Source organism: Diaphorobacter limosus (assembly GCF_033100095.1).
Lineage (GTDB): Bacteria > Pseudomonadota > Gammaproteobacteria > Burkholderiales > Burkholderiaceae_C > Alicycliphilus > Alicycliphilus limosus.
Genome location: NZ_CP136921.1, coordinates 3,591,947 through 3,614,105 on the forward strand (window position 1 = coordinate 3,591,947; position 22,159 = coordinate 3,614,105).

The following is a 22,159-nucleotide window of genomic DNA, read 5'->3' on the forward strand; positions in this document are numbered from 1 at the left end:
GTCCGATTAGATCCGCTCTATCAGCGAGCGCCCGGGTGCCGCCTCGCTCACGGGCTGGGCCACGGTGGTGGTGGCGGGTGGCGACAGCGTCAGGCCGGCCTCGCGCAGCGCGTCCAGGATGGAGAACAGCACATCGCTGCGCACGCCCGAGACCTGGCGCGGGCTGCTGACGTAGCCAACGGCCAGAAAGGTCAGCGTGCCGCCCTGTATGCCCTCCAGCGTGACCGAGGGCGCCGGGTCGTCCAGCATGGCCTCCTGCGCCTCAAAGGCCTGCAGGATCAGCGCGCGCATGCGCCGCGCGTCGGTGTCCAGTGGTGCCGGCAGGCGCAGCAGCACGCGGCCCTGGGCGCTGTCCAGGGTCACGTTGCGCACGGTCTTGGTGATGAACTCCGAGTTCGGCACGATCACCGTGGAGCGGTCGCTTTGCTGGATCTCGGTGGCGCGCACGTTCACACGGCGCACATCGCCCTCGGTATCGCCCAGCACCACCCAGTCGCCCACCTTCACCGGGCGCTCGGCCAGCAGGATCAGGCCGGAGATGAAGTTCTGCACGATGGCCTGCAGGCCAAAGCCTATGCCCACGGTGAGCGCGCTGGCCACCCAGGCGATGCGCTCCACGCTGATCCCCAGGCCCGCCAGCGCCACCGCCACCACCACCACCGCGCCGGCATAGCCCAGCAGCGTGACGATGGAGGTGCGCATGCCCGGCTCCAGCGTGGTGTGCGGAAAGAAGCGCTCGCTCAGCCAATGCTTGAGCAGGCGTATGGCCAGAAAGCCGGCGCAGGCCACGGCCAGTGCCGTGAGCAGGGCCTGGGGCGCCAGCGTGATGTCGCCAATGCGCAGGCTGTGATCGACGCTGCTGCCGCGCCGGAACAGCTCGTCCGGATCCGTGCCCAGCGGCGCCATCAGCGCCACCACCATGTAGAAAAACAGCACCAGCCGCAGCACGCCCGAGACCAGCACCGCCGCCTGATCCAGCAGCCTGGCGTCCAGCCCCAGGGTGCCGTGGATGCGCGCGCCAAAGCCGCCCTTGGACGACAGCAGCGTGTCGCACAGGTCGTCGCCCAGCTGCATCAGCAGGTAGCTGGTGGCAAACACCACGCCAGACCAGACCATCTGCCGTGCCAGCATGCCGGCCAGGGCCACATAGCCCAGGGCCACGGCCAGCACGGCCACGCCCACGGCCAGGCCGGCGGCCGCGAGGATCAGGCCCAGCCACAGCGGGCGCTCGCCCTGGCCATGCGGCGCGCCGGCATCGGCATCCGACGCGGCTGGCGCGGCGCGCATATGGCCCAGTGCCTTGCCCACCGTCAGCGACAGCAGCAGCGCAAACAGGGCGTGCACCAAGACCTCGGCCGACAGGCTGGCGCCGACGATGACGTTGAGCTCGGCCACCAGCGCCCCCAGGGCCGACAGGCTGGCAATCCACCAGGGAAAGGGGCTCAGGCGCCGCGCCAGCTCGTCGGCGATAGGCAGCAGCCGCCACGAGCTGCGCCGGCGCGAGAGCAGGGCATGGCCCAGTGCGATCACAAAGCTGGCGTAGACCACGGCGCGCAGGCTGGCCTGCTGCAAGGCGCGCAAATCGTCGCCCAGCGGCGCGCCCAGCTGCAGCGCGTTCCAGGCCAGCTGCACGGCCGTGCCAACGATGAACACATGGGTCACGATGGCGGCGCTGGCCAGCAGGGTGCGCCGCAGCCGTGTCGCGGGCAGGCGCGGCGGCAGGGCGCGCAGCAAAATGCGCTCGGCCAGCCAGGGGCCGCCCACGGCCAGCAGCAGCGCCAGTGCCAGGTAGGCCCAGAAGGCGTTGTGGCGCGGCGACTGCAGCGTGGCCCTGACGGCGCCGGCCAGATCCGCGCCCAGGGCCTGCAGGCGCACCAGATCGCGCGGCGCGGCATTGCGCAGATTGCGCCAGAACGTGGGGGCCAGCGGCGAGTCGCTGCGCGCGGTCAAGGCGGCACGGAATTGCGCGCGCCGCTGGCGCACCAGGTCGGCGCTGCGCTGTTCGGCATCGACGGCGACCAGGCGCGCCAGCTTGAGCTCGGAGTCGATGGCCGAGCGCTGCTGGGTCAGCAGCTTGCGCTGTTGCGCCACGTCCGGCGCATCGGCGGGCGCGCCGCTGCCCGGGGCCGGTCCCAGGCCTTCGAGGCGGCGGTCGATTTCGGCCAGCTCGGTGCCGCGGTGGCTGACCACGCGCTCTGCCGCCTGGCCGATGGCGTTGATGTCGGCCAGCAGCTTGCGCCCATCGTCGGGCTCGCCGAGCTTGAGCGGAATGGCGTCCAGCTGCTTGCGCAGCGCATCCACCTGGGGCAGGGGGGTGCCGTTGTCGCCGGGCTTGTCGGCCGCGGCGGTGGGTGCTGCGTCGCTGCTGGCGGGCCGGCCCTGGGCCAATGTGGGCGGTGTGCCCAGGGCCATGAGCCAGGCGACGGACAGCCAGCACAGCAGCCGCGCCAGGGGTCGGGGCGCGTGGGCCATCTGCGTGAGGTCTGGGCGGGGGGGATGGCTGCGGTTCATATGGGCCGCATTGTCTGCCGTCCGCCTGGTGCTTCAGGTTGCGGCGGGGCTGAACAAGTCCACGCGGTCGGTGATGATGCCGTCGGTGTTCAGGGCGATCAGGCGCTCGGCGGCCCATTCGTCGTTGACGGTGTAGCTCAGGGCGCGCAGGCCCGCGCCATGCACGCGTGCCACCAGGGCGGCGTCCCACAGTGCGTGATTCAGCACCATGGCCTGGCAGCCCAGGTCGAGGGCGGTCTGCACATCGGCTGCGCCATCGGCCAGCTTGTCCAGCAGCAGGCCGCGCGGCAGCGCGGGCGCCGTTTCGCGTGCGCCTGTCAGGGCCGCGGGTTTAAAGGACGTGAGCAGCGGCGGCACGGCCGTGGCCGGCCAGATGCGCGAGAGCAGTTCGCCCACGGCGCGGCCCGTGGCCAGCTCCTGCCCGGGCGTGGGCTTGATCTCCACGTTCAGGTGGTGGCCATTGGCCAGGCAGTAGCGCGCCAGCGCCTCCAGCGTGGGCATGGCCTCGCCGGCATAGGCGCGCGAATGCCAGCCGCCTGCGTCCAGCTGCGCCAGCTCGCCCATGCTGCGCTCGCCGGCCGCGCCGTGGCCGTTGGTGGTGCGCTCCAGCGTGGCGTCGTGCAGCAGAAACAGCACGCCATCGCTGCTGAGCTTGGCGTCGCACTCGAACATGCGGTAGCCATGCCGGGCGCCCAGGCGGAAGGCGGCCAGGGTGTTCTCGGGCGCCAGCTTGCCGGCGCCACGGTGCGCGATCCAGCGCGGGTAGGGCCAGGGTGGCAGTGGCGTACTCATTCAGATCCTCTTGCCGGTTTCCTGGCTGAACCAGTGCAGGCGATCCTCGCGCGGGACGATATGCGCCGTCTCGCCGGGGCGGGGGTAGGCGCTGCCTTCCTCCACGCGCACGGTCACCTCCTCGCCGCCCACCTTGCCGTAGAGCAGGCGCTCGGCACCCAGCAGCTCCACGGTCTCGACCTGGAACTGCCAGCCGCCGCTGGCCGCCAGGTCGATATGTTCGGGGCGTATGCCCAGGATGCGCCCGGCCTGGCCGCCGGGGGCGTTCTTCAGCAGGTTCATCGGCGGCGAGCCTATGAAGCCGGCGACGAAGGTGGAGGCAGGCTGGTGATAGACCTCTTCGGGCGTGCCGAACTGCTCCACGTTGCCGGCGTTCATGACGATCATGCGCTGCGCCAGGGTCATGGCCTCGACCTGGTCGTGCGTCACGAACAGGCTGGTGATGCCGAGTTCGGCGTGCAGCTTCTGGATCTCGATGCGCGTCTGGCCGCGCAGCTTGGCGTCCAGGTTGGACAGCGGCTCGTCGAACAGAAACACCTGCGGCTGGCGCACGATGGCGCGGCCCATGGCCACGCGCTGGCGCTGGCCGCCCGACAGCTCGCGCGGCTTGCGCTCCAGGAGGTGCGACAGTTCCAGAATCTTGGCCGCCTTGTCCACGCGCTGGCGTATCTCGTCGGCCGGCACCTTGGCGAGCTTCAGGCCATAGGCCATGTTCTCGTAGTTGCTCATATGCGGGTAGAGCGCGTAGTTCTGGAACACCATGGCGATGTTGCGCTTGGCCGGCTCCAGGCTGTTGACCCGCTTGTCGCCGATGAAGAGGTCGCCGCCGGTGATCTCCTCCAGCCCCGCGATCATGCGCAGCAGCGTGGACTTGCCGCAGCCCGACGGGCCGACCAGCACGATGAATTCTCCGTCCTGGATCTCGGCGTTCACGCCGTGGATGACGGGCACGGCAGACTTGCCGCTGCCATAGCGCTTGACGATGTTTTTCAGGGAGATGGAGGCCATGTGAGTGCGAGTCGTAAGGCGTTGGGCGCGGTGAGGCCTTCGAGCAGGCCGGCGATGGAGATGTTTTTGTCGAGCCGGGGCCAGTGGATGCCCTCGCCCATGCCCAGCCATTCAAAGGCCGCCAACTGCTCGGCAGTGGCCCGAATCCAGCGGGGGAACCAGACCAGGGGCACGGACAGGATATGGCCGCAGTGCAGTGTCATCACCAGCGCGTCGGCGGCGCATTGCAGGGCCACGGCATGGGGTGCGGTTTCAAGTGCCAAAGTACTCATTCCAGGTCTTCGTGAATTTTGGTTGACGTTTCTCTTGTACTGAATTGGTGAAATTTTTGAAATCGTGCGTGAATATATTCGGCGTAATACAAATTTACGTCTTGAATTTGAGGGTTGTGCCTTGCAATAAATTGGAGGTGAAAAATCCAGGCCGGTTTGGCACTAGTTTGAATCATCAAAAAAGAATTCTATTGAATCTGCGTTGGTGCTGGGAAAGATCCGTTTTCCGAAGCGAACAATACGCTTTGAGGTGGTCGGCAAAGGATTGTCGTATTCCCGCGATGCGTACTCGGCCGCGTAGCCCATCAGCAGAAGAGTGGTCGGAAATATCTGGCTGTGCGATCGGATTTCGCCGTCATTTCTCTGAAATTGGTTTCTAAGATCTGGGTCGGTAAATAGAATAAGTGGCACGGACAACTCCTCCGGATGAGGTTTGTTGTTGCAATGGGGAATAACGCCATTTCCTAGGTGCTGGCCATGATCTGATGTGTAAAAAATCACCACATTGCGCATGTTAACGCCGTCTAGTAGTTCATTGAGGAAATTTCCTTTTGAATACCTCAATGCCTTTCGGTATTGCTCTTCAATCGGTAAGCTCCGGTCTAGATTTCCATCCGGGTAGTTGGAGAAGTACTGATAGTGCGCCCCCTTTAGAACAATGTACGCAAAGTGCCGTCCATCGGCCTTGAGCAGTCCGTTCAGCCGGCGGGCAATCTTTAGGTCTGAGTCCAGTCCTGCGGCCATGGGCACCACCTCGTCAATCAGCCTTTTCTCAGGCGGCCAGAGATAGTTTTGTGGATTCCCATGTACCTGCCCATCCATCAGGATCGTCCGAAATCCCGCCTGCTTGGCATATGCCCACACCGTACTGTTGGTTCTGAGGTCTGTCGAGGCATTCAGCTTGCTTACATTCACGCCCCAGCGCAAGGCGGCATTGCTTTGGGCGCTGCAGTTACCTAAGGAGCGCGCCTCGCCAAAGTCTATCCCACCCCACCTGGACACCCACTCCGATCGGAACATTTCATCATAGTATCGCCACGAAATACTCTCATCAATTAACCAGATGATTTTGTTCGCGGATGGCTTGAAATCCGGTTTTACAGATGCCGGCATTCTATTTGGAATTTCCTCAGTCATGGTCTGATATGCCATGCCGTAGACATTCATTTCGGCGCCGCGATCTCTGCCCAATGCTTTTAGTGCTGGATCAGCCGCCAGAAATATCATGAGCACTACTATTGTCAAGATCGGGGCATTTTCTGGATGTGGCGCCATCTTGCTAAATACTGCGTATTTTATTGCCTTTCTGGTAAGCGTGAAAAGACCAACTGCAATGCCCGCTCTGGTTACGCCCCAAATAAAATCCTTATAAAATTCCTTGAGGGCGGAAAGGGATTGTCGTGATTCCGCTAGCATCCATTGAAATGTTGATAGGTTAATCAGGTCGTACAGGATGCTTTGATAAACCAGATTAACGGTGCCGGAAATAAATACGAGCAGCAGCACACTCCGAAATGCCCAGCCTGAGATGCTTCCAATGACAAGAAATAACAACAGACCTTGGCTGGCATAGGAGACAAGATTCCAAATCGCATTGAACTGATCATCCGCGGCCCATCGGTACAGGACGCCGACCACGAGAATTCGATAATTGAGTGTTAGATACCCCGTGGCAAACAGCAGCAGGGCAACGCCTATCCATCTAGCCTTGATCCATGGTTTTTTTTTGTTAATCATTTCAATGCGGTTTTTTCTGGCTGTGATGTTATGTGTGGGTGCGTTTTTTTTGTTGAAATAGAAAAGAAGCGGTAGGCGCCAATATGCAACACGGTGGGCGTGGGGCTTATTTTTCTGTATCCACCAGGCCCTTGACGAACCATTTCTGCATCAGGATCACCACCAGCGTCGGCGGCAGCATGGCCAGTATGGCGGTGGCCATGACGATGTTCCAGTCCACGGCGGCCTCGCCGCCGGCGAGCATGCGCTTGATGCCTATCACCACGGGGTACATGTCCTCGCTGGTGGTCATGAGCAGCGGCCACAGGTACTGGTTCCAGCCGTAGATGAACTGGATCACGAACAGCGCCGCGATCGAGGTGCGCGACAGCGGCACCAGGATGTCCTTGAAGAAGCGCATGGGCCCGGCGCCGTCGATGCGCGCCGCCTCGACCAGCTCGTCGGGCACGGTGAGGAAGAACTGGCGGAACAAAAAAGTGGCCGTGGCCGAGGCGATCAGGGGCAGGCTCAGGCCGGCGTAGCTGTTCAAAAGGCCCAGATCCGCCACCACCTTGTAGGTGGGCAATATGCGTACCTCGACGGGCAGCATCAGCGTCAAAAAGATCGCCCAGAAGCAGGCCATCTTGAACGGGAAGCGGAAGTAGACGATGGCAAACGCCGACAAGAGCGAGATGGCGATCTTGCCCACCGTGATGATGATGGCCACGACGAAGCTCACCCACATCATGCGCACCACGTTGGTGTTGGAGCCCAGCTTGCCCGAGCCCAGCAGCGCGTCGCGGTAGTTCTCCCACATGTGGCTGCCTGGCAAGAGCGGCATGGGTGATTGCACGATGGTCTCGGCCTGGTGCGTACTGGCGATGAGCGCCAGGTAGAGCGGAAAGGCGACGATGGCCACGCCCAGGATGAGCACGGCGTGGGACAGGAAAGTCAGCCAGGGATTGCGGTCAACCATGTCAGTACTGCACTTTCTTTTCCACGTAGCGGAACTGGATCACCGTCAGCACCACGACGATGGCCATCAGCACCACCGACTGCGCGGCCGAGCCGCCCAGATCCAGCGCCTTGAAGCCGTCCAGATAGACCTTGTAGACCAGGATGGAGGTGGACTGCCCCGGCCCGCCCTGGGTGGCGGCGTCGATGATGCCGAAGGTGTCGAAAAAGGCGTAGACGATGTTGATCACCAGCAGGAAGAAGGTGGTGGGCGACAACAGCGGCAGCTGGATGTTCCAGAAGCGCCGCCAGGGGCCGGCGCCGTCGATGGAGGCGGCCTCGATCAGGGCCTTGGGTATCGACTGCAGGCCCGCCAGAAAGAACAGAAAGTTGTACGAGATCTGCTTCCACACCGAGGCCAGCACGATCAGCGCCATGGCCTGGTTCTCGTTCATCAGGTGGTTCCAGCCATAGCCCAGCTTGCCCAGGTAGTAGGTCACCACGCCGATCGAGGGCGAGAACAGGAACACCCACAGCACGCCGGCAATCACTGGCGCCACGGCGTAGGGCACGATGAGCAGGGTCTTGTAGACCATGGCAAAGCGCACGATGCGGTCGGCGAAGATGGCCAGCGCCAGCGACACCACGATGCCAATGCCCGCCACCAGCACCGAAAACAGCGCCGTGCGCTGGAAGGAGCCCAGGTAGTCCGGGTTGTCCCAGAGTTGGCGGAAGTTCTCCAGCCCCACCCACTCGCGGCTCATGCCGAAGGCGTCCTCCACCTGGAAGGACTGCAGCACGGCCTGGCCCGCGGGCAAAAAGAAGAAGATGCCGATGATGGCCAGCTGCGGGGCGATCAACACCCAGGGCAGCCAGGCGGAGCGGAAGAGAACGCGTTTTTCCATGGCCATGGCGCATCACCCAGGAAAAAAACCAGCACCCGCGGTGGCGGGGCGCTGGCGATAGGGTTGTGAAATACTCATATTTTTATAGCTGCTTGCGCTTTATTTATAAGGGCTAGCGGCCAATTTTCTTCAAACCCTCCCGGTAGGGGGAGGGCGAAGCGCTAGGCTTACTTCTTGTACGACTTCTCAAAGCGCGCCAGCAGCTCGTTGCCACGGCTGACGATGGCGTCCAGCGCCTCCTTGGCGGTCTTCTTGCCGGACCAGACCTGCTCCAGTTCCTCGTCCTCGATGGTGCGGATCTGCACATAGTTGCCCAGGCGTATGCCGCGCGAGTTGTCGGTCACCTTGCGGATCATCTGGTTCACGGCCACGTCGGTGCCGGGGTTCTTTTGGTAGAAGCCGGACTTGTCGGTCAGCTCGAACGCCGCCATGGTGATCGGCAGGTAGCCGGTGCGCTGGTGGCTGGCGGCCTGTACCTTGGTCTGCGACAGGAATTCGAAGAACTTGGCCACGCCCTTGTATTCAGAGGCCTTCTTGCCCGACATGACCCACAGCGAGGCGCCGCCGATGACGGTGTTCTGCGGCGCGCCCTTGACATCGGGGTAGTAGGGCATGGGGGCCAGGCCGTAGTTGAACTTGGCGTTCTTGGCCACGTCGCCGTAGTAGCCCGAGGACGTCTGGATCATGGCGCATTCGCCGGCCGTGAAGGATGCCTGGGCCGCCGAGCCACGGCCCTTGTAGACATACTCGCCGGCCTTGGCGGCCTGCGCCAGGTTGTCGATATGGCGCACATGCAACGGCGAGTTGATCTTCATGCGGGCCTTGTAGCCGTTGGCCGACAGGCCGTTCCTCTCGGTGGCAAATTCCACGTTGTGCCAGGCGGAGAAGGATTCGAGCTGGGTCCAGCCGTTCCAGGCCAGCGTCATGGGGCAGCTGTGGCCGCTGGCCTTGAGCTTCTTGGCGGCCTCGAACACCTCGGGCCAGGTGGCGGGGGCCTTGTCGGCGTTCAGGCCGGCCTTCTTGAAGGCGTCCTTGTTGTAATAAAAGATGGTGGTCGAGCTGTTGAACGGAAAGCTCAGCATCTGCCCGTCGGGCGCCGTGTAATAGGCGGCCACGGCCGGGATGTAGCCGGCCGGGTTGAAGTCCGCGCCGGCGTCCTTCATTACCTTGGCCACGGGCACGGTGGCGCCCTTGCTGGCCATCATGGTGGCCGTGCCCACCTCGAACACCTGCAGGATATGCGGCGCATTGCCCGAGCGGAAGGCGGCAATGGCGGCGGTCATGCTCTCGTCATAACTGCCCTTGAAGGTGGGCACCACCTTGTAGTCCTTCTGGCTGGCGTTGAAGTCCCGGGCCAGGTCGTTGACCCACTCGTTGTTCACGGCGGTCATGGAATGCCACCACTGGATCTCGGTCTGGGCCTGCGCGGCCAGGCCGGTGGCGAGCAGGGACGCGGCCAGGGCCAGTTGCTTGAACTGCATAAATACTCCTCGTTGATGGACGACAGACATGAAGCCCGCCATGGTGTGGCCGCTTCATGACAACACGGTGTCGTTGTCGCATGCTGAAAATGCGGCAACAACCGGGGAAACCCGCCAGCCGGCGGAACGGTCAAATTGTGACATTGGCGTGATGCTTTGTGTGCGAATCTGCGCGTTTTGGCGCGGTTTATGGCGCTATCGCGAGCAGGGATATGCCATTTCCCGGATGTCGGCAAGGATTTGTGCGCTGCACAATGAACGGCGTTGCTGAATTTTCTTCTTCTTTGACCCACCGCGCCGCAGGCGCCCACCTGGATTGCCAAGCTATGCCCAAGACCTCCCTGGATAAAAGCAAGATCAAGTTTCTGCTGCTCGAAGGCGTGCACGAGAGTGCCGTGCAGGTGCTGCGCGCCGCCGGCTACAGCCAGATCGAGCTGCTGCCCGGCGCGCTGGAGGGCGAAGAGCTGCGCAAGAAGATCGCCGACGTGCACTTCATCGGCATACGCTCGCGCACGCAGCTCACGGCCGAGGTGCTGGCGCAGGCGCACAAGCTGGTGGCCATTGGCTGCTTCTGCATAGGCACCAACCAGGTCGATCTGGACGCGGCGCGCGAGCGCGGCATTGCGGTGTTCAACGCGCCGTATTCCAACACCCGATCGGTGGCCGAGCTGGTGCTGGCCGAGGCCATCCTGCTGCTGCGCGGCGTACCCGAGAAGAACGCCGTGGCGCACCGCGGCGGCTGGCTCAAGAGCGCCGACAACGCCTTCGAGGCGCGCGGCAAGATCCTGGGTATCGTCGGCTACGGCGCCATCGGCTCGCAGCTGTCGGTGCTGGCCGAGAGCCTGGGCATGCAGGTCATCTTTCACGACGTGGTGAACAAGCTGCCGCTGGGCAATGCGCGCCAGGCGGCGGGCCTTGCCGATCTGCTCGGGCGCGCCGACATCGTCAGCCTGCATGTGCCCGAGCTGCCCTCCACGCAGTGGATGATGGGCGCGGCGCAGATCGCGGCCATGAAGCCCGGCGCCATCCTCATCAACGCCTCGCGCGGCACGGTGGTCGAGATAGAGCCGCTGGCCCAGGCGCTCAAGGACAAGAAGCTGCTGGGCGCGGCGGTGGACGTGTTCCCGGTCGAGCCCAGGAGCAACAAGGACGAGTTCCAGTCGCCGCTGCGCGGGCTGGATAACGTCATCATCACGCCCCATGTGGGCGGCTCCACGCAGGAGGCGCAGGCCAACATCGGCCTGGAGGTGGCGGAAAAGCTCGTCCGCTACAGCGACAACGGCACCAGCACCACATCGGTCAACTTTCCCGAGGTGGCGCTGCCCGCGCACCCGGGCAAGCACCGCATCCTGCACATCCACCGCAACCAGCCGGGCGTGCTGTCGGCCATCAACCAGGTGTTTGCACAGCTGCACATCAACATCGCCGCGCAGTACCTGCAGACCAGCGACAAGCTGGGCTATGTGGTGATCGACCTGGACGCGGCCTCGTCCGTGCAGGCGCTGGAAAAGCTGGCCCAGGTGGATGGCACGCTGCGTTGCCGCGTGCTGTTCTGAGGTTGCTTCTATAAATATAGCTTTCAGCGCTTGGTGCATAAGCGCTAGCGGCTGTTTTTGCTTGTATTCAACCTGGGACATCCTGCTGCGCCGTAGTGGCACTCGGCGGCGGGGCGCGTCCCTGGGAGCCGTGGCATAGAATTCCCGGCCCCGAGGCATGAGGGCGCGCCGCGCCCAACCCAGGTTGACCCCATGAATGCACCGATAGCGCACGCAGCGCTGCTGGCGGCTGGCACAGAGCCCGTGCGCCTGCGCGAGATTCCGTACAACTACACCAGTTTTTCCGATCGCGAGATTGTCATCCGCCTGCTCGGTGCCGAGGCCTGGGGCGTGCTCGACCAGCTGCGCCGCGAGCGCCGCACTGGCCGCTCGGCGCGCATGCTCTACGAGGTGCTGGGCGATATCTGGGCGGTGCAGCGCAACCCCTACCTGCAGGACGACCTGATCGCCAACCCTCAGCGTCGCAAGATGCTGGTGGACGCCATGCAGCACCGCATGGGCGAGATCGAAAAACGCCGTACGCCACAGGAGGATGCCGGGCGCGACCGCCGCGTCGGCCTGCTGGTGCAGGCGGCGAACCGCGCCATCACCGAGTTCGACGCCACGCTGGTCGAGGTGACGGCCCTGCGCAAGAGCGTGGCAAAGCGCCTGGGCAGGCACACGGCGCGCGACAACATCAAGTTCGATGGCCTCTCGCGCGTGAGCCATGTGACCGACGCGACCGACTGGCGCGTGGAGTTCCCCTTCGTCGTGCTCACGCCCGACACCGAGGCCGAGATGGCCGCCCTGGTGGCCGCCTGCATAGCGCTGGAGCTGACCATCATCCCGCGCGGCGGCGGCACCGGCTACACCGGCGGCGCCATTCCGCTGACCTGGCGCAGCGCCGTCATCAACACCGAAAAGCTCGAAGCCATGAGCGAGGTGGAGATGCGCAAGCTCCCCGGGCTGGACACGGAAGTCGCCACGGTCTGGAGCGAGGCCGGCGTGGTCACGCAGCGCGTGGCCGATGCGGCCGAACGCGGCGGCTATGTGTTCGCCGTCGATCCCACGTCCATCGAGGCATCGTGCATAGGCGGCAACATCGCCATGAACGCCGGCGGCAAAAAGGCCGTGCTCTGGGGCACGGCGCTGGACAACCTGGCGAGCTGGCGCATGGTCACGCCGGATGCACAGTGGCTCGAAGTCACGCGCATCAATCACAACCTGGGCAAGATCCACGACGTGGAGGTTGCCAGCTTTGAATTGGCCTACTTTGAGGCCGACGGCAAGACTGCCATCCGCACCGAGCGCCTGGACATCCCGGGCAAGACCTTTCGCAAGGAGGGCCTGGGCAAGGACGTGACGGACAAGTTCCTCAGCGGCCTGCCGGGTGTGCAGAAAGAGGGCACGGACGGCCTGATCACCAGCGCGCGCTGGATCGTGCACCGCATGCCGGCGCACACGCGCACCGTGTGCCTGGAGTTCTTCGGCTCGGCCAAGCTGGCCGTGCCCAGCATCGTCGAGATCAAGGACTTCATGTTTGCCGAGCAAAAGCGCAGCGGTGTCTTGCTGGCGGGGCTTGAGCATCTGGACGACCGCTACTTGAAGGCCGTGGGCTACGCGACGAAATCCAAGAAGGGCGGCGGCAAGCTGCCGAAGATGGTGTTGATCGGCGACATCGTCGGTGACGACCAGGACGCCGTGGCGCGCGCGGCCGCCGAGGTGGTGCGCATCGCCAACTCGCGCGACGGCGAGGGTTTCACGGCCGTGAGCAGCGAGGCGCGCAAGAAGTTCTGGCTCGATCGCAAGCGCACGGCGGCGATCTCCAAGCACACCAACGCCTTCAAGATCAACGAGGACGTGGTCATTCCGCTGCCGCGCATGGCCGAGTACACCGACGGCATTGAGCGCATCAACATCGAACTCAGCTTGCGCAACAAGCTGGCGCTGTGCGACGCGCTGCGGGACTTCCTGGCCCGCGGCGACCTGCCCTTGAGCCAGCAGGGCGACGCCCAGGGCATTGGCGCCGACGTCATGCTGGGCGACCGCGTGGCCCAGGCGCAAGCGCTGGTGGCCGAGGTGCGCGCGCTCTGGCAGGGCTGGCTCGATGGTGTCGAGGCGCTGTTCCCGCAGCTGCAGGACCATTCCTTGCGCGCCAGCTGGAAGAGCCAGCTGCAAAAGCCGCTGGCCGAGATCTTCACCGGCGCCGCCTTCGAGCCCATCGTCAAAGAGACCATCGCCATCCACCAGCGCGTGCTCAAGGGCCGCGTCTGGGTGGCGCTGCACATGCATGCCGGCGACGGTAATGTGCACACCAACATACCGGTCAACAGCGACGACTACGAGATGCTGCAGACCGCGCACCAGGCCGTGGCGCGCATCATGCAGCTGGCGCGCAGCCTGGATGGCGTGATCTCTGGCGAGCATGGCATAGGCATCACGAAACTGGAGTTCCTCACGCCGGAGGAGCTGGCGCCGTTTGCCGAGTACAAGCGCCGCGTCGACCCCGAAGGGCGCTTCAACTGGGGCAAATTGCTACGTAATCAGGAGCTGCTTGCGCAATACCCACAAGGGCAAAGCGCCGATATTGCCCAAAAACGCTCGCGCACCTCGCTGCGCTACGCCGACCTGACCAACGCCTATACGCCCAGCTTTGGCCTGATGGGCTACGAGTCGCTGATCATGCAGCAGAGCGACATTGGCGCCATCGTCGCCAGCGTCAAGGACTGCCTGCGCTGCGGCAAGTGCAAGCCGGTGTGCGCCACCCATGTGCCGCGCGCCAACCTGCTCTACAGCCCGCGCAACAAGATCCTGGCCACCTCGCTGCTGGCCGAGGCGTTTTTGTACGAGGAGCAGACCAGGCGCGGCGTCTCCAGCCACCACTGGCAGGAGTTTGAAGATGTGGCCGACCACTGCACCATCTGCCACAAGTGCTTCAACCCCTGCCCGGTGAAGATCGACTTTGGCGACGTCACCATGGCCATGCGCAACCTGCTGGTGAAGATGGACAAAAAGAGCTGGCGCCCGGGCAACAAGCTGGCCATGGCCATGCTCAACGCCACCAGCCCGACGACCATCAACGTGCTGCGCGCCGGCATGGTGAACGTCGGCTTTCCGGCGCAGCGCCTGGCCGTCGACGTGATGAAGGCCGTCGCCAAGCCCCAGACCGCGCGCCCGCCGGCCACGGTGGGCACGGCGCCGATCAAGGAGCAGGTGATCCACTTCGTCAACAAGAAGCTGCCCGGCGGCCTGCCGACCAAGACGGCGCGCGCGCTGCTGGACATCCAGGACAAGGACTACGTCCCCATCATCCGCAACCCGCAGACCAGCGCCGACAGCGAGGCGGTGTTCTACTTCCCCGGTTGCGGGTCGGAAAGATTGTTCAGCCAGGTCGGCCTGGCGACGCAGGCAATGCTCTGGCACGCCGGCGTGCAAACGGTGCTGCCACCCGGTTACCTGTGCTGCGGCTACCCGCAGCGCGGCAACGGCCTGCAGGACAAGGCCGAGAAGATGATCACCGACAACCGCGTGCTGTTCCACCGCGTGGCCACCACGCTGAACTACCTGGACATCAAGACCGTGGTCGTGTCGTGTGGCACCTGCTACGACCAGCTGCAGGGCTACGAATTCGACAAAATCTTCCCCGGCAGCCGCATCGTCGACATCCACGAATACCTGCTGGAAAAGGGAATTACCTTAGGTAATTCCCTTTCGGCGGACGCCGTAGGCGGTAGCCAAAAGGGCAGGGCATACCTGTACCACGAGCCCTGCCACAACCCGATGAAGCAGGGCGATTCCATGGCCACCGTGCGTGCGCTGGTGGGCGACAAGGTGCTCAAGAGCGAGCGCTGCTGCGGCGAATCGGGCACGCTGGGCGTCTCGCGCCCCGACATCTCGACCCAGGTGCGCTTCAGAAAGACCGAAGAAATCAGGAAGGGCGAGGCCGCCTTGCGCAGCAGCGGTGCGGTGGGCGCGCAGGACAACGTGAAGATCCTGACCAGCTGCCCCAGCTGCCTGCAGGGCATCTCGCGCTACGAGAATGACCTGTCCACGGGCCTGCTGGAAGCCGACTACATCGTCATCGAGATGGCCAAACAAATCCTGGGCGAAAACTGGCTGCCCGAGTACGTGGCGCGGGCCAACGCCGGCGGCATTGAGCGGGTTCTTGTATGAGTTGCGTGCTGTGCGACAGCGACGGCGGCCAGCTCGTCTGGCGCGGCGACAAGCTGCGCGTGATCCGCGCCGACGAGGCCGGCTTTCCGGCCTTCTACCGTGTGATCTGGAACACGCATGTGGCCGAGTTTTCCGACCTGAGCGCGGCCGAGCGCGCGCACTGCATGCAGGCCGTGGCCCTGGTCGAGCAGACCCTGCGCGAGCAACTGCAGCCCACCAAGATCAACCTGGCGGCGCTGGGCAACGTCGTGCCGCACCTGCACTGGCATGTGATCGCGCGCTTTGACTGGGACAGCCACTTTCCCGCGCCGGTGTGGGCCGGCGCCCAGCGCGCGCGCGAAGCGGCGCGCGAGGATGAGCTGCGCCTGCGCCAGGTGGCACTGGAGGCGGCAATGCGTGCGCGGCTTGGCGCCTGGACCGGCACGCGCTCCGACGATTGATGCGGTGAAATTTCAGAGGTAACCCATGGCCGGCCTGACCCCCAGCACCCCCACTCCCGAATCCATCACCCTGCACGAAAAATCGCGTGCACTGGAGCTGGCCTTCTCCGATGGCGCGCGGTTTCGCATTCCGCTGGAGCTGCTGCGGGTGTGCTCGCCCTCCGCCGAGGTTATGGGCCATGGCCCGGGCCAGGAGGTGCTGCAGACCGGCAAGCACGACGTGACGCTGGTGGACTTGCAGCCCGTGGGCAACTACGCCATACAGCCGAGCTTCTCCGACGGGCACAACAGCGGCATCTACACCTGGGCCTATCTGTATGAGCTGGGGCGCGATCAGGATGCGCTTTGGCAGCGCTACCTGCAGCGCCTGCGGGACGCGGGACTGGATAGGGATGCGCCGATGGCGCCAAAGGGGCAGAAATCGGGTTGCTCCAGCCATTGATGCTATCTTCGTCATAGCTGCTGGCGCTTTACCTGTAAGCGCGGTAAGCATTTTCTTTTTTGCGACACATGCCCTGGGCGGACGCGGGGTTGTCGCTGTACGCCGGGCGCGTGCGCCCCTAGGATGCATCGCTATATGAGTACCACGCATTTCGGATTTGAAACGGTTGACGAGAAAGACAAGGCGCGCCATGTGCGCGGCGTGTTCGACTCGGTCGCGCCCAGGTACGACCTGATGAACGACCTGATGTCCGCCGGCCTGCACCGCGCCTGGAAGGCCTACACGGTGATGGTCGCCAACCTGCGCGAGGGCGATCAGGTGCTGGACATCGCGGGCGGCACGGGCGACCTGTCGCTGGCGTTTTCCAGGAAGGTCGGCAGCACGGGCACAGTGGTGCACACCGACATCAACGAGGCCATGCTGAACGTGGGGCGCGACCGCCTCATCAACCTCGGCGTGGTGCTGCCCACGCTGGTCTGCGACGCCGAGGCCCTGCCGTTCCCGGACAACCATTTCGACCTGGTCAGCGTGGCCTTTGGCCTGCGCAACATGACGCACAAGGATGAGGCGCTCAAGGAAATGTGCCGCGTGCTGAAACCCCGCGGGCGCCTGCTGGTGCTGGAGTTTTCCAAGGTGGCCCAGCCTTTGGCCAAGGCCTACGACTGGTACTCCTTCCAGGTGCTGCCGCGCCTGGGCAAGCTGGTGGCGGGCGATGACTCCAGCTACCGCTATCTGGCCGAGTCGATCCGCATGCACCCGGGCCAGGATGAGCTCAAGGCCCTGATGCAACAAAGTGGCTTTGGCCATGTGGATTATCACAACATGACCGGGGGTATTGCCGCGTTGCATGTCGGAATTAAATGCTGATGCACAATCGATACTTGATAACTATCAACACTTTGGAGTAACGCCATGAAATTGTGGTCCGTCATCCTGGTCGCCATGCTGTCGGTCGTGCACCTGGATGCCGACGCGCGCCGCATGGGCGGTGGCAAGTCCATCGGCAAGCAGTCCAGCAATGTGACGCAGCGCGAGGCCGCGCCTCCCGCCGCGCCTGCCGCCCCCATGCAGCAAAACGCCGCCAATAGCGCGGCGCCCAAGCCGGCGGCCGCGCCCAACGCCGCTGCCGCGGCACCCAAGAAGCCCTGGGGCGCCATGCTGGGCGGCCTGGCCGCGGGCTTGGGCCTGGCCTGGCTCGCCAACTCGCTGGGCCTGGGGGCGGCCTTTGGCAACTTCCTGCTGATCGCCCTGCTGGCGCTGGTGGTCATGGTTGTGATCGGCATGGTGATGCGTGCGCGCAAGCCCGCAGCCAGCCAGGCCGCCAGCTCGCCCTTTGCCTTCCAGGGCGCGGGCGCACCAGCACCTGTCGACGTGCAGATGCCGCGCCAGTACAACCCCGAGAAGGTCGGCAACGACGCCTCGGCGCGTCCCTGGGAGCAGTTCTCGGCCAGCCCGCAGCAGGGCGGCGGCAGCATGATCGGTTCGGCCCTGGCGGGTTCGCAGAACTGGGGCGTGCCGGCCGACTTTGATGCCGAGGGTTTCCTGGCTGCGGCCAAGCGCAACTTCACCACGCTGCAGGCCGCCTGGGACAGGTCGGACATCGCCACGCTGCGCTCCATGATGACCGACGGCATGCTCGACGAGATCCGTGCCCAGCTCGCCGAGCGCGAGGCACAGCGCGCTGGCGAGCACCCGAACCACACCGAAGTGGTGATCCTGGAGGCGCAGCTGCTGGGCATCGAGGATCTGGGCGATGCCTACATGGCCAGCGTGGAGTTCTCCGGCATGATCCGCGAGGAGCCCTCGGCTGGCCCCAGCCCGTTTCGCGAGGTCTGGAACATGACCAAGCCCAAGAGCGGCACCAGCGGCTGGCTGGTGGCGGGCCTGCAGGCCTTGCAATAAGCAGCCGGCGCTGGCGGCAATCAAGCCGCGGCGCCGAATGATCAGATAATCGGGGGCTATGGCAACACAGTCCCCTTTTTCGTTTCTGGACGGGCTACTCCAGCGCGTCCTGGCCGGCCCGCAGCCGCCCGCCTGGCTGGTGCATGAGCTGCAGCACCGCCTGGTGCTGTTTTTGAACCATGTGCTGATGCAGGAAAGAGAGGCCATGGAGCGCCTGACGCGCCAGCGCGGCCGGGTGGCGCTGGTGCAATGGCGAGTCTTCACCATGGCGCTGCAGGTCACCCCGGCGGGGCTGCTGGATCTGGCGCCGCTGGGCGTGGTGCCTGATCTGCGCGTGGAGGTGTCCGACAGCTCCCCGCTGTCGCTGGCCAAGGGTGCGCTGCGTGGCGACAAGCCCGCCATTCGCATCGACGGTGACGTGCAACTGGCAGCCGACATCAACTGGCTGGTCGATCATGTGCGCTGGGACGTGGAGGAAGACCTGGCGCGCGTCATTGGCGACGCGCCGGCGCGCGCGCTCGCCGCCGTCGCGCAACGCGCTGCCGGGGCGCTGCGCGGCTTCGTCGGCGCTCGCATGGGCCAGGGCGCCGGTGCTTCGGATCGCATGCGTCTATGAGTCGTTTTTTTCGCGGCATCAGCATCGTCTGGGTGGTGTTGCGCTATGGGCTCGATGAGCTGGTGCTGTCCAGCTTCCAGCACCCGTGGCTGCGCGCGCTCACGCGCATCATCACCATAGGCCGCAGCTTGGACGCCCCGCGCGGCCAGCGCCTGCGCGAGGCGCTGGAGAGCCTGGGGCCGATCTTCGTCAAGTTCGGCCAGGTGCTGTCCACCCGGCGCGACCTGATGCCCCCCGACATCGCCGACGAACTGGCGCTGCTGCAGGATCGCGTGCCGCCATTCGATCCCGACATTGCCATTGCCACCATAGAGCGCGCCTTTCGGCGCCCCCTGGGCGAAATCTTTGTGTCCTTCGAGCGCGAGCCCGTGGCCAGCGCCTCCATCGCCCAGGTGCATTTCGCGGTGATCCGCGACCGCGATGGGCGCGAGCGCGACGTGGCCGTGAAGGTGCTGCGCCCCAACATGCTGCCGGTGATCGACAAGGATCTGGCGCTGATGCGCATGATGGCCGGCTGGGTGGAGAGCCTGTCGGCCGACGGCAAGCGCCTCAAGCCCCGCGAGGTGGTGGCCGAGTTCGACAACTACCTGCACGACGAGCTGGACCTGGTGCGCGAGGCGGCCAATGCCGCCCAGCTGCGGCGCAACATGGAGGGGCTGGACCTGGTGCTCATCCCCGAGATTTTTTGGGATTTCTGCCATGCCGACGTGGCCGTGATGGAGCGCATGAATGGCGTGCCCATCAGCCAGGTTGATCGCCTGCGCGCCGCCGGTGTCGATATCCCAAAACTGGCACGCGACGGCGTGACCATCTTCTTCACCCAGGTGTTCCGCGACGGCTTCTTCCACGCCGACATGCACCCGGGCAACATCCAGGTCAGCCTGGATGGCAGCAGCTTTGGCCGCTATATCTCGCTCGATTTCGGCATCGTCGGCACGCTCACCGAGTTCGACAAGGAATACCTGGCGCAGAACTTCACGGCCTTCTTCAGGCGCGATTACAAGCGCGTGGCCGAGCTGCACATCGAAAGCGGCTGGGTGCCTGCGAGCACGCGCGTGAACGAGCTGGAGGCGGCGATACGCACCGTGTGCGAACCGTATTTCGACCGCCCGCTGAAGGAGATCTCGCTGGGCATGGTGCTATTGCGCCTGTTCCAGACCTCGCGGCGCTTCCAGGTGGAGATCCAGCCGCAGCTGGTGCTGCTGCAGAAAACCCTGCTCAACATCGAGGGCCTGGGCCGCCAGCTCGACCCCGACCTGGACTTGTGGAGCACGGCCAAGCCCTTCCTGGAGAAGTGGATGCTCGACCAGCTGGGCCCGCAGCGCCTGTGGCGCGAGCTCAAGGCCGAGGCGCCGCATTACGCCAAGATCCTGCCCGACCTGCCGCGTCTGCTGCACGACTATCTGCGCCAGCGCCCGCATGACAGCCGCGCCGACCTGCAGGCGCTGCTGGCCGCGCAGCAGCGCACCAACCGGCTGCTGCAAGGCATCATCTACGGCGCCCTGGGCTTTGTGCTCGGCCTGCTGGCGATGCAGCTGGTGGTGCGCGTACACCTTTTCTGAACCACTCCCCATCCATTTTTTCCTCCAGGAGCTTCAACGTGTTGATCTTCATGGTGATTGCCTACCTGTTCGTCACCATCGGCATCGGCCTGTGGGCCGCACAGCGGGTGAAGAACACGGCCGACTTCGCGATTGCCGGGCGCAACCTGCCCATGTACATGATCATCACCACCACGTTTGCCACGTGGTTCGGTTCGGAGATCGTGCTGGGCGTGCCCGCCAAGTTCATCCAGGGCGGGTTGAATGCCGTGGTCGAGGATCCGTTCGGCGCCGGCATGTGCCTGATCCTGGTGGGCCTGTTCTTCGCGGCCAAGCTCTACCGCATGACGCTGCTGACCATCAGCGACTATTACCGCGAGCGCTATGGCCGGGTGGTGGAGATCATCTGCTCGCTGATCATCATGCTCAGCTACCTGGGCTGGGTGTCGGCCCAGGTCACGGCGCTGGGGCTGGTGTTCAACCTGCTCTCGGGTGGCTCGCTCAGCATTCCCTGGGGCATGACCATAGGCGTGCTGTCCATTCTGGTCTATACCCTCTGGGGCGGCATGTGGTCGGTGGCCGTCACGGACTTCATCCAGATGATCATCCTGGTGCTGGGCCTGGTGATCCTGTCCTGGTTTGCTGCCGACATGGCCGGCGGCGCCGGCAAGGTGGTGGATCTGATCACCAGCCGCGACATGCTGCGCTTCTGGCCCGAGCCCACCTGGCATGAGATGCTGTTTTTCTTTGGCGCGGCCATCACCATGATGCTGGGCTCGATTCCGCAGCAGGACGTGTTTCAGCGCGTGATGTCGGCCAACACCGAAAAGGCCGCCACGCATGGCACGGTGATCGGTGGCTCGGCCTACATCCTGTTCGCCTTCGTGCCCATGTTCCTGGTGGCCAGCGCCCTGCTCATCATGCCCGAGCAGGCCGCCGAGCTGCTGCAGGAGGATCCGCAAAAGGTGCTGCCCACCCTGGTCATGACGCGCATGCCGCTGGTCATGCAGGTACTGTTCTTCGGCGCGCTGCTCTCGGCCATCAAGTCCTGCGCCTCGGCCACGCTGCTGGCGCCCAGCGTGACGTTTACCGAGAACATCTGGCGCCAGTTCCGCCCCGAGCACATCAGCGACCGCGAAAAGCTGCTCACCATGCGCATCAGCGTGCTGGTGTTTGCCGCTGGCGTGCTGGTCTACTCCATCAAGATGGAGGGCACGCCGATTTATGAGCTGGTGTCCAGCGCCTACCAGGTGCCGCTGGTGGGCGCCTTTGTCCCGCTGGTGTTCGGCCTGTACTGGAAGCGTGCCAACACCCAGGGCGCAGTCTGCGCCGTGGTGCTGGGCATTGGCGTGTGGGTGGTGTTCATGCTCACGCCCGCGCTGCACGAGGCCTTTCCGCAGCAGCTGGCCGGCCTGTTGTCCGCGGTGTTCGGCATGGTGGCTGGCTCGCTGGCGCCGCAGATGGTGCGCAATACGCGCGCGCCGCACCACCGGGTGGTGGGGGTGGAGTAGGGCGCGCCGGCTGTCTGCTGCGCGCCTACCTATAATCAAAAGCTTTGCACATTTTTCGCGCTACTTCGCAATGCCTATTTACGCCTACCAATGCGGCACCTGTGGCCATGCCAAGGACGTGCTGCAAAAGATGTCCGATGCGCCCCTGACCGACTGCCCCGCCTGCGGCGCGCAGACCTTCACCAAGCAGCTGACGGCCGCCGGCTTTCAGCTCAAGGGCTCGGGCTGGTATGTGACCGACTTCCGCGGCGGCGCCGGTGGCACTGCGGCGGCCCCTCCAGCAGCTCCGGATGCTCCTAAAAAAGAAGCTGTTAGCGCTGCACCAGCAAGCGCTCCAGCCAGTTCTGACGCATAAGGCTG

Annotated in this window: 19 protein-coding genes; 11 read left to right on the forward strand and 8 right to left on the reverse strand. The window is 64.5% G+C overall.

Features of this window, described 5'->3' with window-relative positions:
• Window positions 1-6 precede the first annotated feature (6 nt).
• From P4826_RS17220 to ugpB, 8 genes are all read right to left on the reverse strand, one after another.
• Entirely contained in the window at window positions 7-2,412 is a 2,406-nt protein-coding gene (locus P4826_RS17220) for a DUF3772 domain-containing protein (RefSeq protein ID WP_317703788.1), read from the reverse strand.
• A gap of 132 nt (window positions 2,413-2,544) precedes the next feature.
• Window positions 2,545-3,303 carry a glycerophosphodiester phosphodiesterase gene (gene ugpQ, locus P4826_RS17225; RefSeq protein WP_317701576.1) on the reverse strand — a complete coding sequence of 253 codons (759 nt, stop codon included), beginning with the start codon at window positions 3,301-3,303 and terminating at the stop codon, window positions 2,545-2,547.
• The gene (gene ugpC, locus P4826_RS17230) at window positions 3,304-4,311 is read right to left on the reverse strand and encodes a sn-glycerol-3-phosphate ABC transporter ATP-binding protein UgpC (protein ID WP_317701577.1); all 1,008 of its coding nucleotides are present in this window, start codon (window positions 4,309-4,311) and stop codon (window positions 3,304-3,306) included.
• A complete protein-coding gene (locus tag P4826_RS17235) occupies window positions 4,293-4,583 on the reverse strand; it encodes a DUF2442 domain-containing protein (protein ID WP_317701578.1) in 291 nt (96 codons plus the stop codon). Before P4826_RS17235 ends, ugpC begins: the two co-directional genes overlap by 19 nt.
• A gap of 162 nt (window positions 4,584-4,745) precedes the next feature.
• Window positions 4,746-6,320, reverse strand: coding sequence for a sulfatase-like hydrolase/transferase (locus tag P4826_RS17240; protein ID WP_317701579.1), 1,575 nt, complete (start codon window positions 6,318-6,320; stop codon window positions 4,746-4,748).
• A 106-nt stretch (window positions 6,321-6,426) separates the two neighbouring features.
• The gene (ugpE, locus tag P4826_RS17245; RefSeq protein WP_317701580.1) at window positions 6,427-7,275 is read right to left on the reverse strand and encodes a sn-glycerol-3-phosphate ABC transporter permease UgpE; all 849 of its coding nucleotides are present in this window, start codon (window positions 7,273-7,275) and stop codon (window positions 6,427-6,429) included.
• A 1-nt stretch (window position 7,276) separates the two neighbouring features.
• Window positions 7,277-8,158: a sn-glycerol-3-phosphate ABC transporter permease UgpA gene (ugpA, locus tag P4826_RS17250; protein WP_317701581.1), complete on the reverse strand. Its 882-nt coding sequence runs from the start codon at window positions 8,156-8,158 to the stop codon at window positions 7,277-7,279.
• Between the two features lie 167 nt (window positions 8,159-8,325).
• Complete coding sequence (gene ugpB, locus P4826_RS17255) at window positions 8,326-9,639, reverse strand: sn-glycerol-3-phosphate ABC transporter substrate-binding protein UgpB (RefSeq protein ID WP_317701582.1); 1,314 nt, start codon at window positions 9,637-9,639, stop codon at window positions 8,326-8,328.
• Window positions 9,640-9,667: 28 nt separating this feature from the next.
• On the opposite strand from ugpB, the gene P4826_RS17260 reads away from it, so the two are divergent.
• The 11 genes from P4826_RS17260 to P4826_RS17310 all read left to right on the forward strand — a co-directional run bounded on the left by P4826_RS17260 (window position 9,668) and on the right by P4826_RS17310 (window position 22,154).
• Entirely contained in the window at window positions 9,668-9,910 is a 243-nt protein-coding gene (locus tag P4826_RS17260) for a hypothetical protein (RefSeq protein ID WP_317701583.1), read from the forward strand.
• Between the two features lie 55 nt (window positions 9,911-9,965).
• On the forward strand, window positions 9,966-11,195 hold the full coding sequence (serA, locus tag P4826_RS17265) for a phosphoglycerate dehydrogenase (protein WP_317701584.1): 1,230 nt from the start codon (window positions 9,966-9,968) through the stop codon (window positions 11,193-11,195).
• Between the two features lie 192 nt (window positions 11,196-11,387).
• Window positions 11,388-15,347: an FAD/FMN-binding oxidoreductase gene (locus tag P4826_RS17270; RefSeq protein ID WP_317701585.1), complete on the forward strand. Its 3,960-nt coding sequence runs from the start codon at window positions 11,388-11,390 to the stop codon at window positions 15,345-15,347.
• On the forward strand, window positions 15,344-15,787 hold the full coding sequence (locus P4826_RS17275; RefSeq protein ID WP_317701586.1) for an HIT family protein: 444 nt from the start codon (window positions 15,344-15,346) through the stop codon (window positions 15,785-15,787). The genes P4826_RS17270 and P4826_RS17275 overlap by 4 nt, the downstream gene beginning before the upstream one ends.
• 25 nt (window positions 15,788-15,812) lie before the next feature.
• A complete protein-coding gene (locus tag P4826_RS17280) occupies window positions 15,813-16,229 on the forward strand; it encodes a gamma-butyrobetaine hydroxylase family protein (protein ID WP_317701587.1) in 417 nt (138 codons plus the stop codon).
• A gap of 135 nt (window positions 16,230-16,364) precedes the next feature.
• On the forward strand, window positions 16,365-17,096 hold the full coding sequence (gene ubiE / locus P4826_RS17285; RefSeq protein WP_317701588.1) for a bifunctional demethylmenaquinone methyltransferase/2-methoxy-6-polyprenyl-1,4-benzoquinol methylase UbiE: 732 nt from the start codon (window positions 16,365-16,367) through the stop codon (window positions 17,094-17,096).
• 45 nt (window positions 17,097-17,141) lie between these two features.
• A complete protein-coding gene (locus P4826_RS17290; protein ID WP_317701589.1) occupies window positions 17,142-18,131 on the forward strand; it encodes a Tim44 domain-containing protein in 990 nt (329 codons plus the stop codon).
• Window positions 18,132-18,189: 58 nt separating this feature from the next.
• Entirely contained in the window at window positions 18,190-18,747 is a 558-nt protein-coding gene (locus tag P4826_RS17295) for a hypothetical protein (RefSeq protein ID WP_317701590.1), read from the forward strand.
• The gene (gene ubiB, locus P4826_RS17300; protein ID WP_317701591.1) at window positions 18,744-20,309 is read left to right on the forward strand and encodes a ubiquinone biosynthesis regulatory protein kinase UbiB; all 1,566 of its coding nucleotides are present in this window, start codon (window positions 18,744-18,746) and stop codon (window positions 20,307-20,309) included. Before P4826_RS17295 ends, ubiB begins: the two co-directional genes overlap by 4 nt.
• A gap of 38 nt (window positions 20,310-20,347) precedes the next feature.
• On the forward strand, window positions 20,348-21,799 hold the full coding sequence (locus P4826_RS17305) for a high affinity choline transporter 1 (RefSeq protein ID WP_317701592.1): 1,452 nt from the start codon (window positions 20,348-20,350) through the stop codon (window positions 21,797-21,799).
• A 70-nt stretch (window positions 21,800-21,869) separates the two neighbouring features.
• The gene (locus P4826_RS17310; protein ID WP_317701593.1) at window positions 21,870-22,154 is read left to right on the forward strand and encodes an FmdB family zinc ribbon protein; all 285 of its coding nucleotides are present in this window, start codon (window positions 21,870-21,872) and stop codon (window positions 22,152-22,154) included.
• Window positions 22,155-22,159: the final 5 nt, after the last annotated feature.

Excerpts from the sequence above, each read along its gene's own strand:
- P4826_RS17275 (WP_317701586.1), top strand. The coding sequence starts at position 15,344 with ATGAGTTGCGTGCTGTGCGACAGCGACGGCGGCCAGCTCGTCTGGCGC.
- P4826_RS17240 (WP_317701579.1), bottom strand. The coding sequence starts at position 6,320 with ATGATTAACAAAAAAAAACCATGGATCAAGGCTAGATGGATAGGCGTT.
- P4826_RS17290 (WP_317701589.1), top strand. The coding sequence starts at position 17,142 with ATGAAATTGTGGTCCGTCATCCTGGTCGCCATGCTGTCGGTCGTGCAC.
- ugpA (WP_317701581.1), bottom strand. The coding sequence starts at position 8,158 with ATGGAAAAACGCGTTCTCTTCCGCTCCGCCTGGCTGCCCTGGGTGTTG.
- ugpQ (WP_317701576.1), bottom strand. The coding sequence starts at position 3,303 with ATGAGTACGCCACTGCCACCCTGGCCCTACCCGCGCTGGATCGCGCAC.
- ugpE (WP_317701580.1), bottom strand. The coding sequence starts at position 7,275 with ATGGTTGACCGCAATCCCTGGCTGACTTTCCTGTCCCACGCCGTGCTC.
- ubiE (WP_317701588.1), top strand. The coding sequence starts at position 16,365 with ATGAGTACCACGCATTTCGGATTTGAAACGGTTGACGAGAAAGACAAG.
- P4826_RS17235 (WP_317701578.1), bottom strand. The coding sequence starts at position 4,583 with ATGAGTACTTTGGCACTTGAAACCGCACCCCATGCCGTGGCCCTGCAA.
- ugpC (WP_317701577.1), bottom strand. The coding sequence starts at position 4,311 with ATGGCCTCCATCTCCCTGAAAAACATCGTCAAGCGCTATGGCAGCGGC.
- P4826_RS17295 (WP_317701590.1), top strand. The coding sequence starts at position 18,190 with ATGGCAACACAGTCCCCTTTTTCGTTTCTGGACGGGCTACTCCAGCGC.
- serA (WP_317701584.1), top strand. The coding sequence starts at position 9,966 with ATGCCCAAGACCTCCCTGGATAAAAGCAAGATCAAGTTTCTGCTGCTC.
- P4826_RS17270 (WP_317701585.1), top strand. The coding sequence starts at position 11,388 with ATGAATGCACCGATAGCGCACGCAGCGCTGCTGGCGGCTGGCACAGAG.
- P4826_RS17220 (WP_317703788.1), bottom strand. The coding sequence starts at position 2,412 with ATGGCCCTGGGCACACCGCCCACATTGGCCCAGGGCCGGCCCGCCAGC.
- P4826_RS17260 (WP_317701583.1), top strand. The coding sequence starts at position 9,668 with ATGAAGCCCGCCATGGTGTGGCCGCTTCATGACAACACGGTGTCGTTG.
- ubiB (WP_317701591.1), top strand. The coding sequence starts at position 18,744 with ATGAGTCGTTTTTTTCGCGGCATCAGCATCGTCTGGGTGGTGTTGCGC.
- P4826_RS17280 (WP_317701587.1), top strand. The coding sequence starts at position 15,813 with ATGGCCGGCCTGACCCCCAGCACCCCCACTCCCGAATCCATCACCCTG.
- ugpB (WP_317701582.1), bottom strand. The coding sequence starts at position 9,639 with ATGCAGTTCAAGCAACTGGCCCTGGCCGCGTCCCTGCTCGCCACCGGC.
- P4826_RS17310 (WP_317701593.1), top strand. The coding sequence starts at position 21,870 with ATGCCTATTTACGCCTACCAATGCGGCACCTGTGGCCATGCCAAGGAC.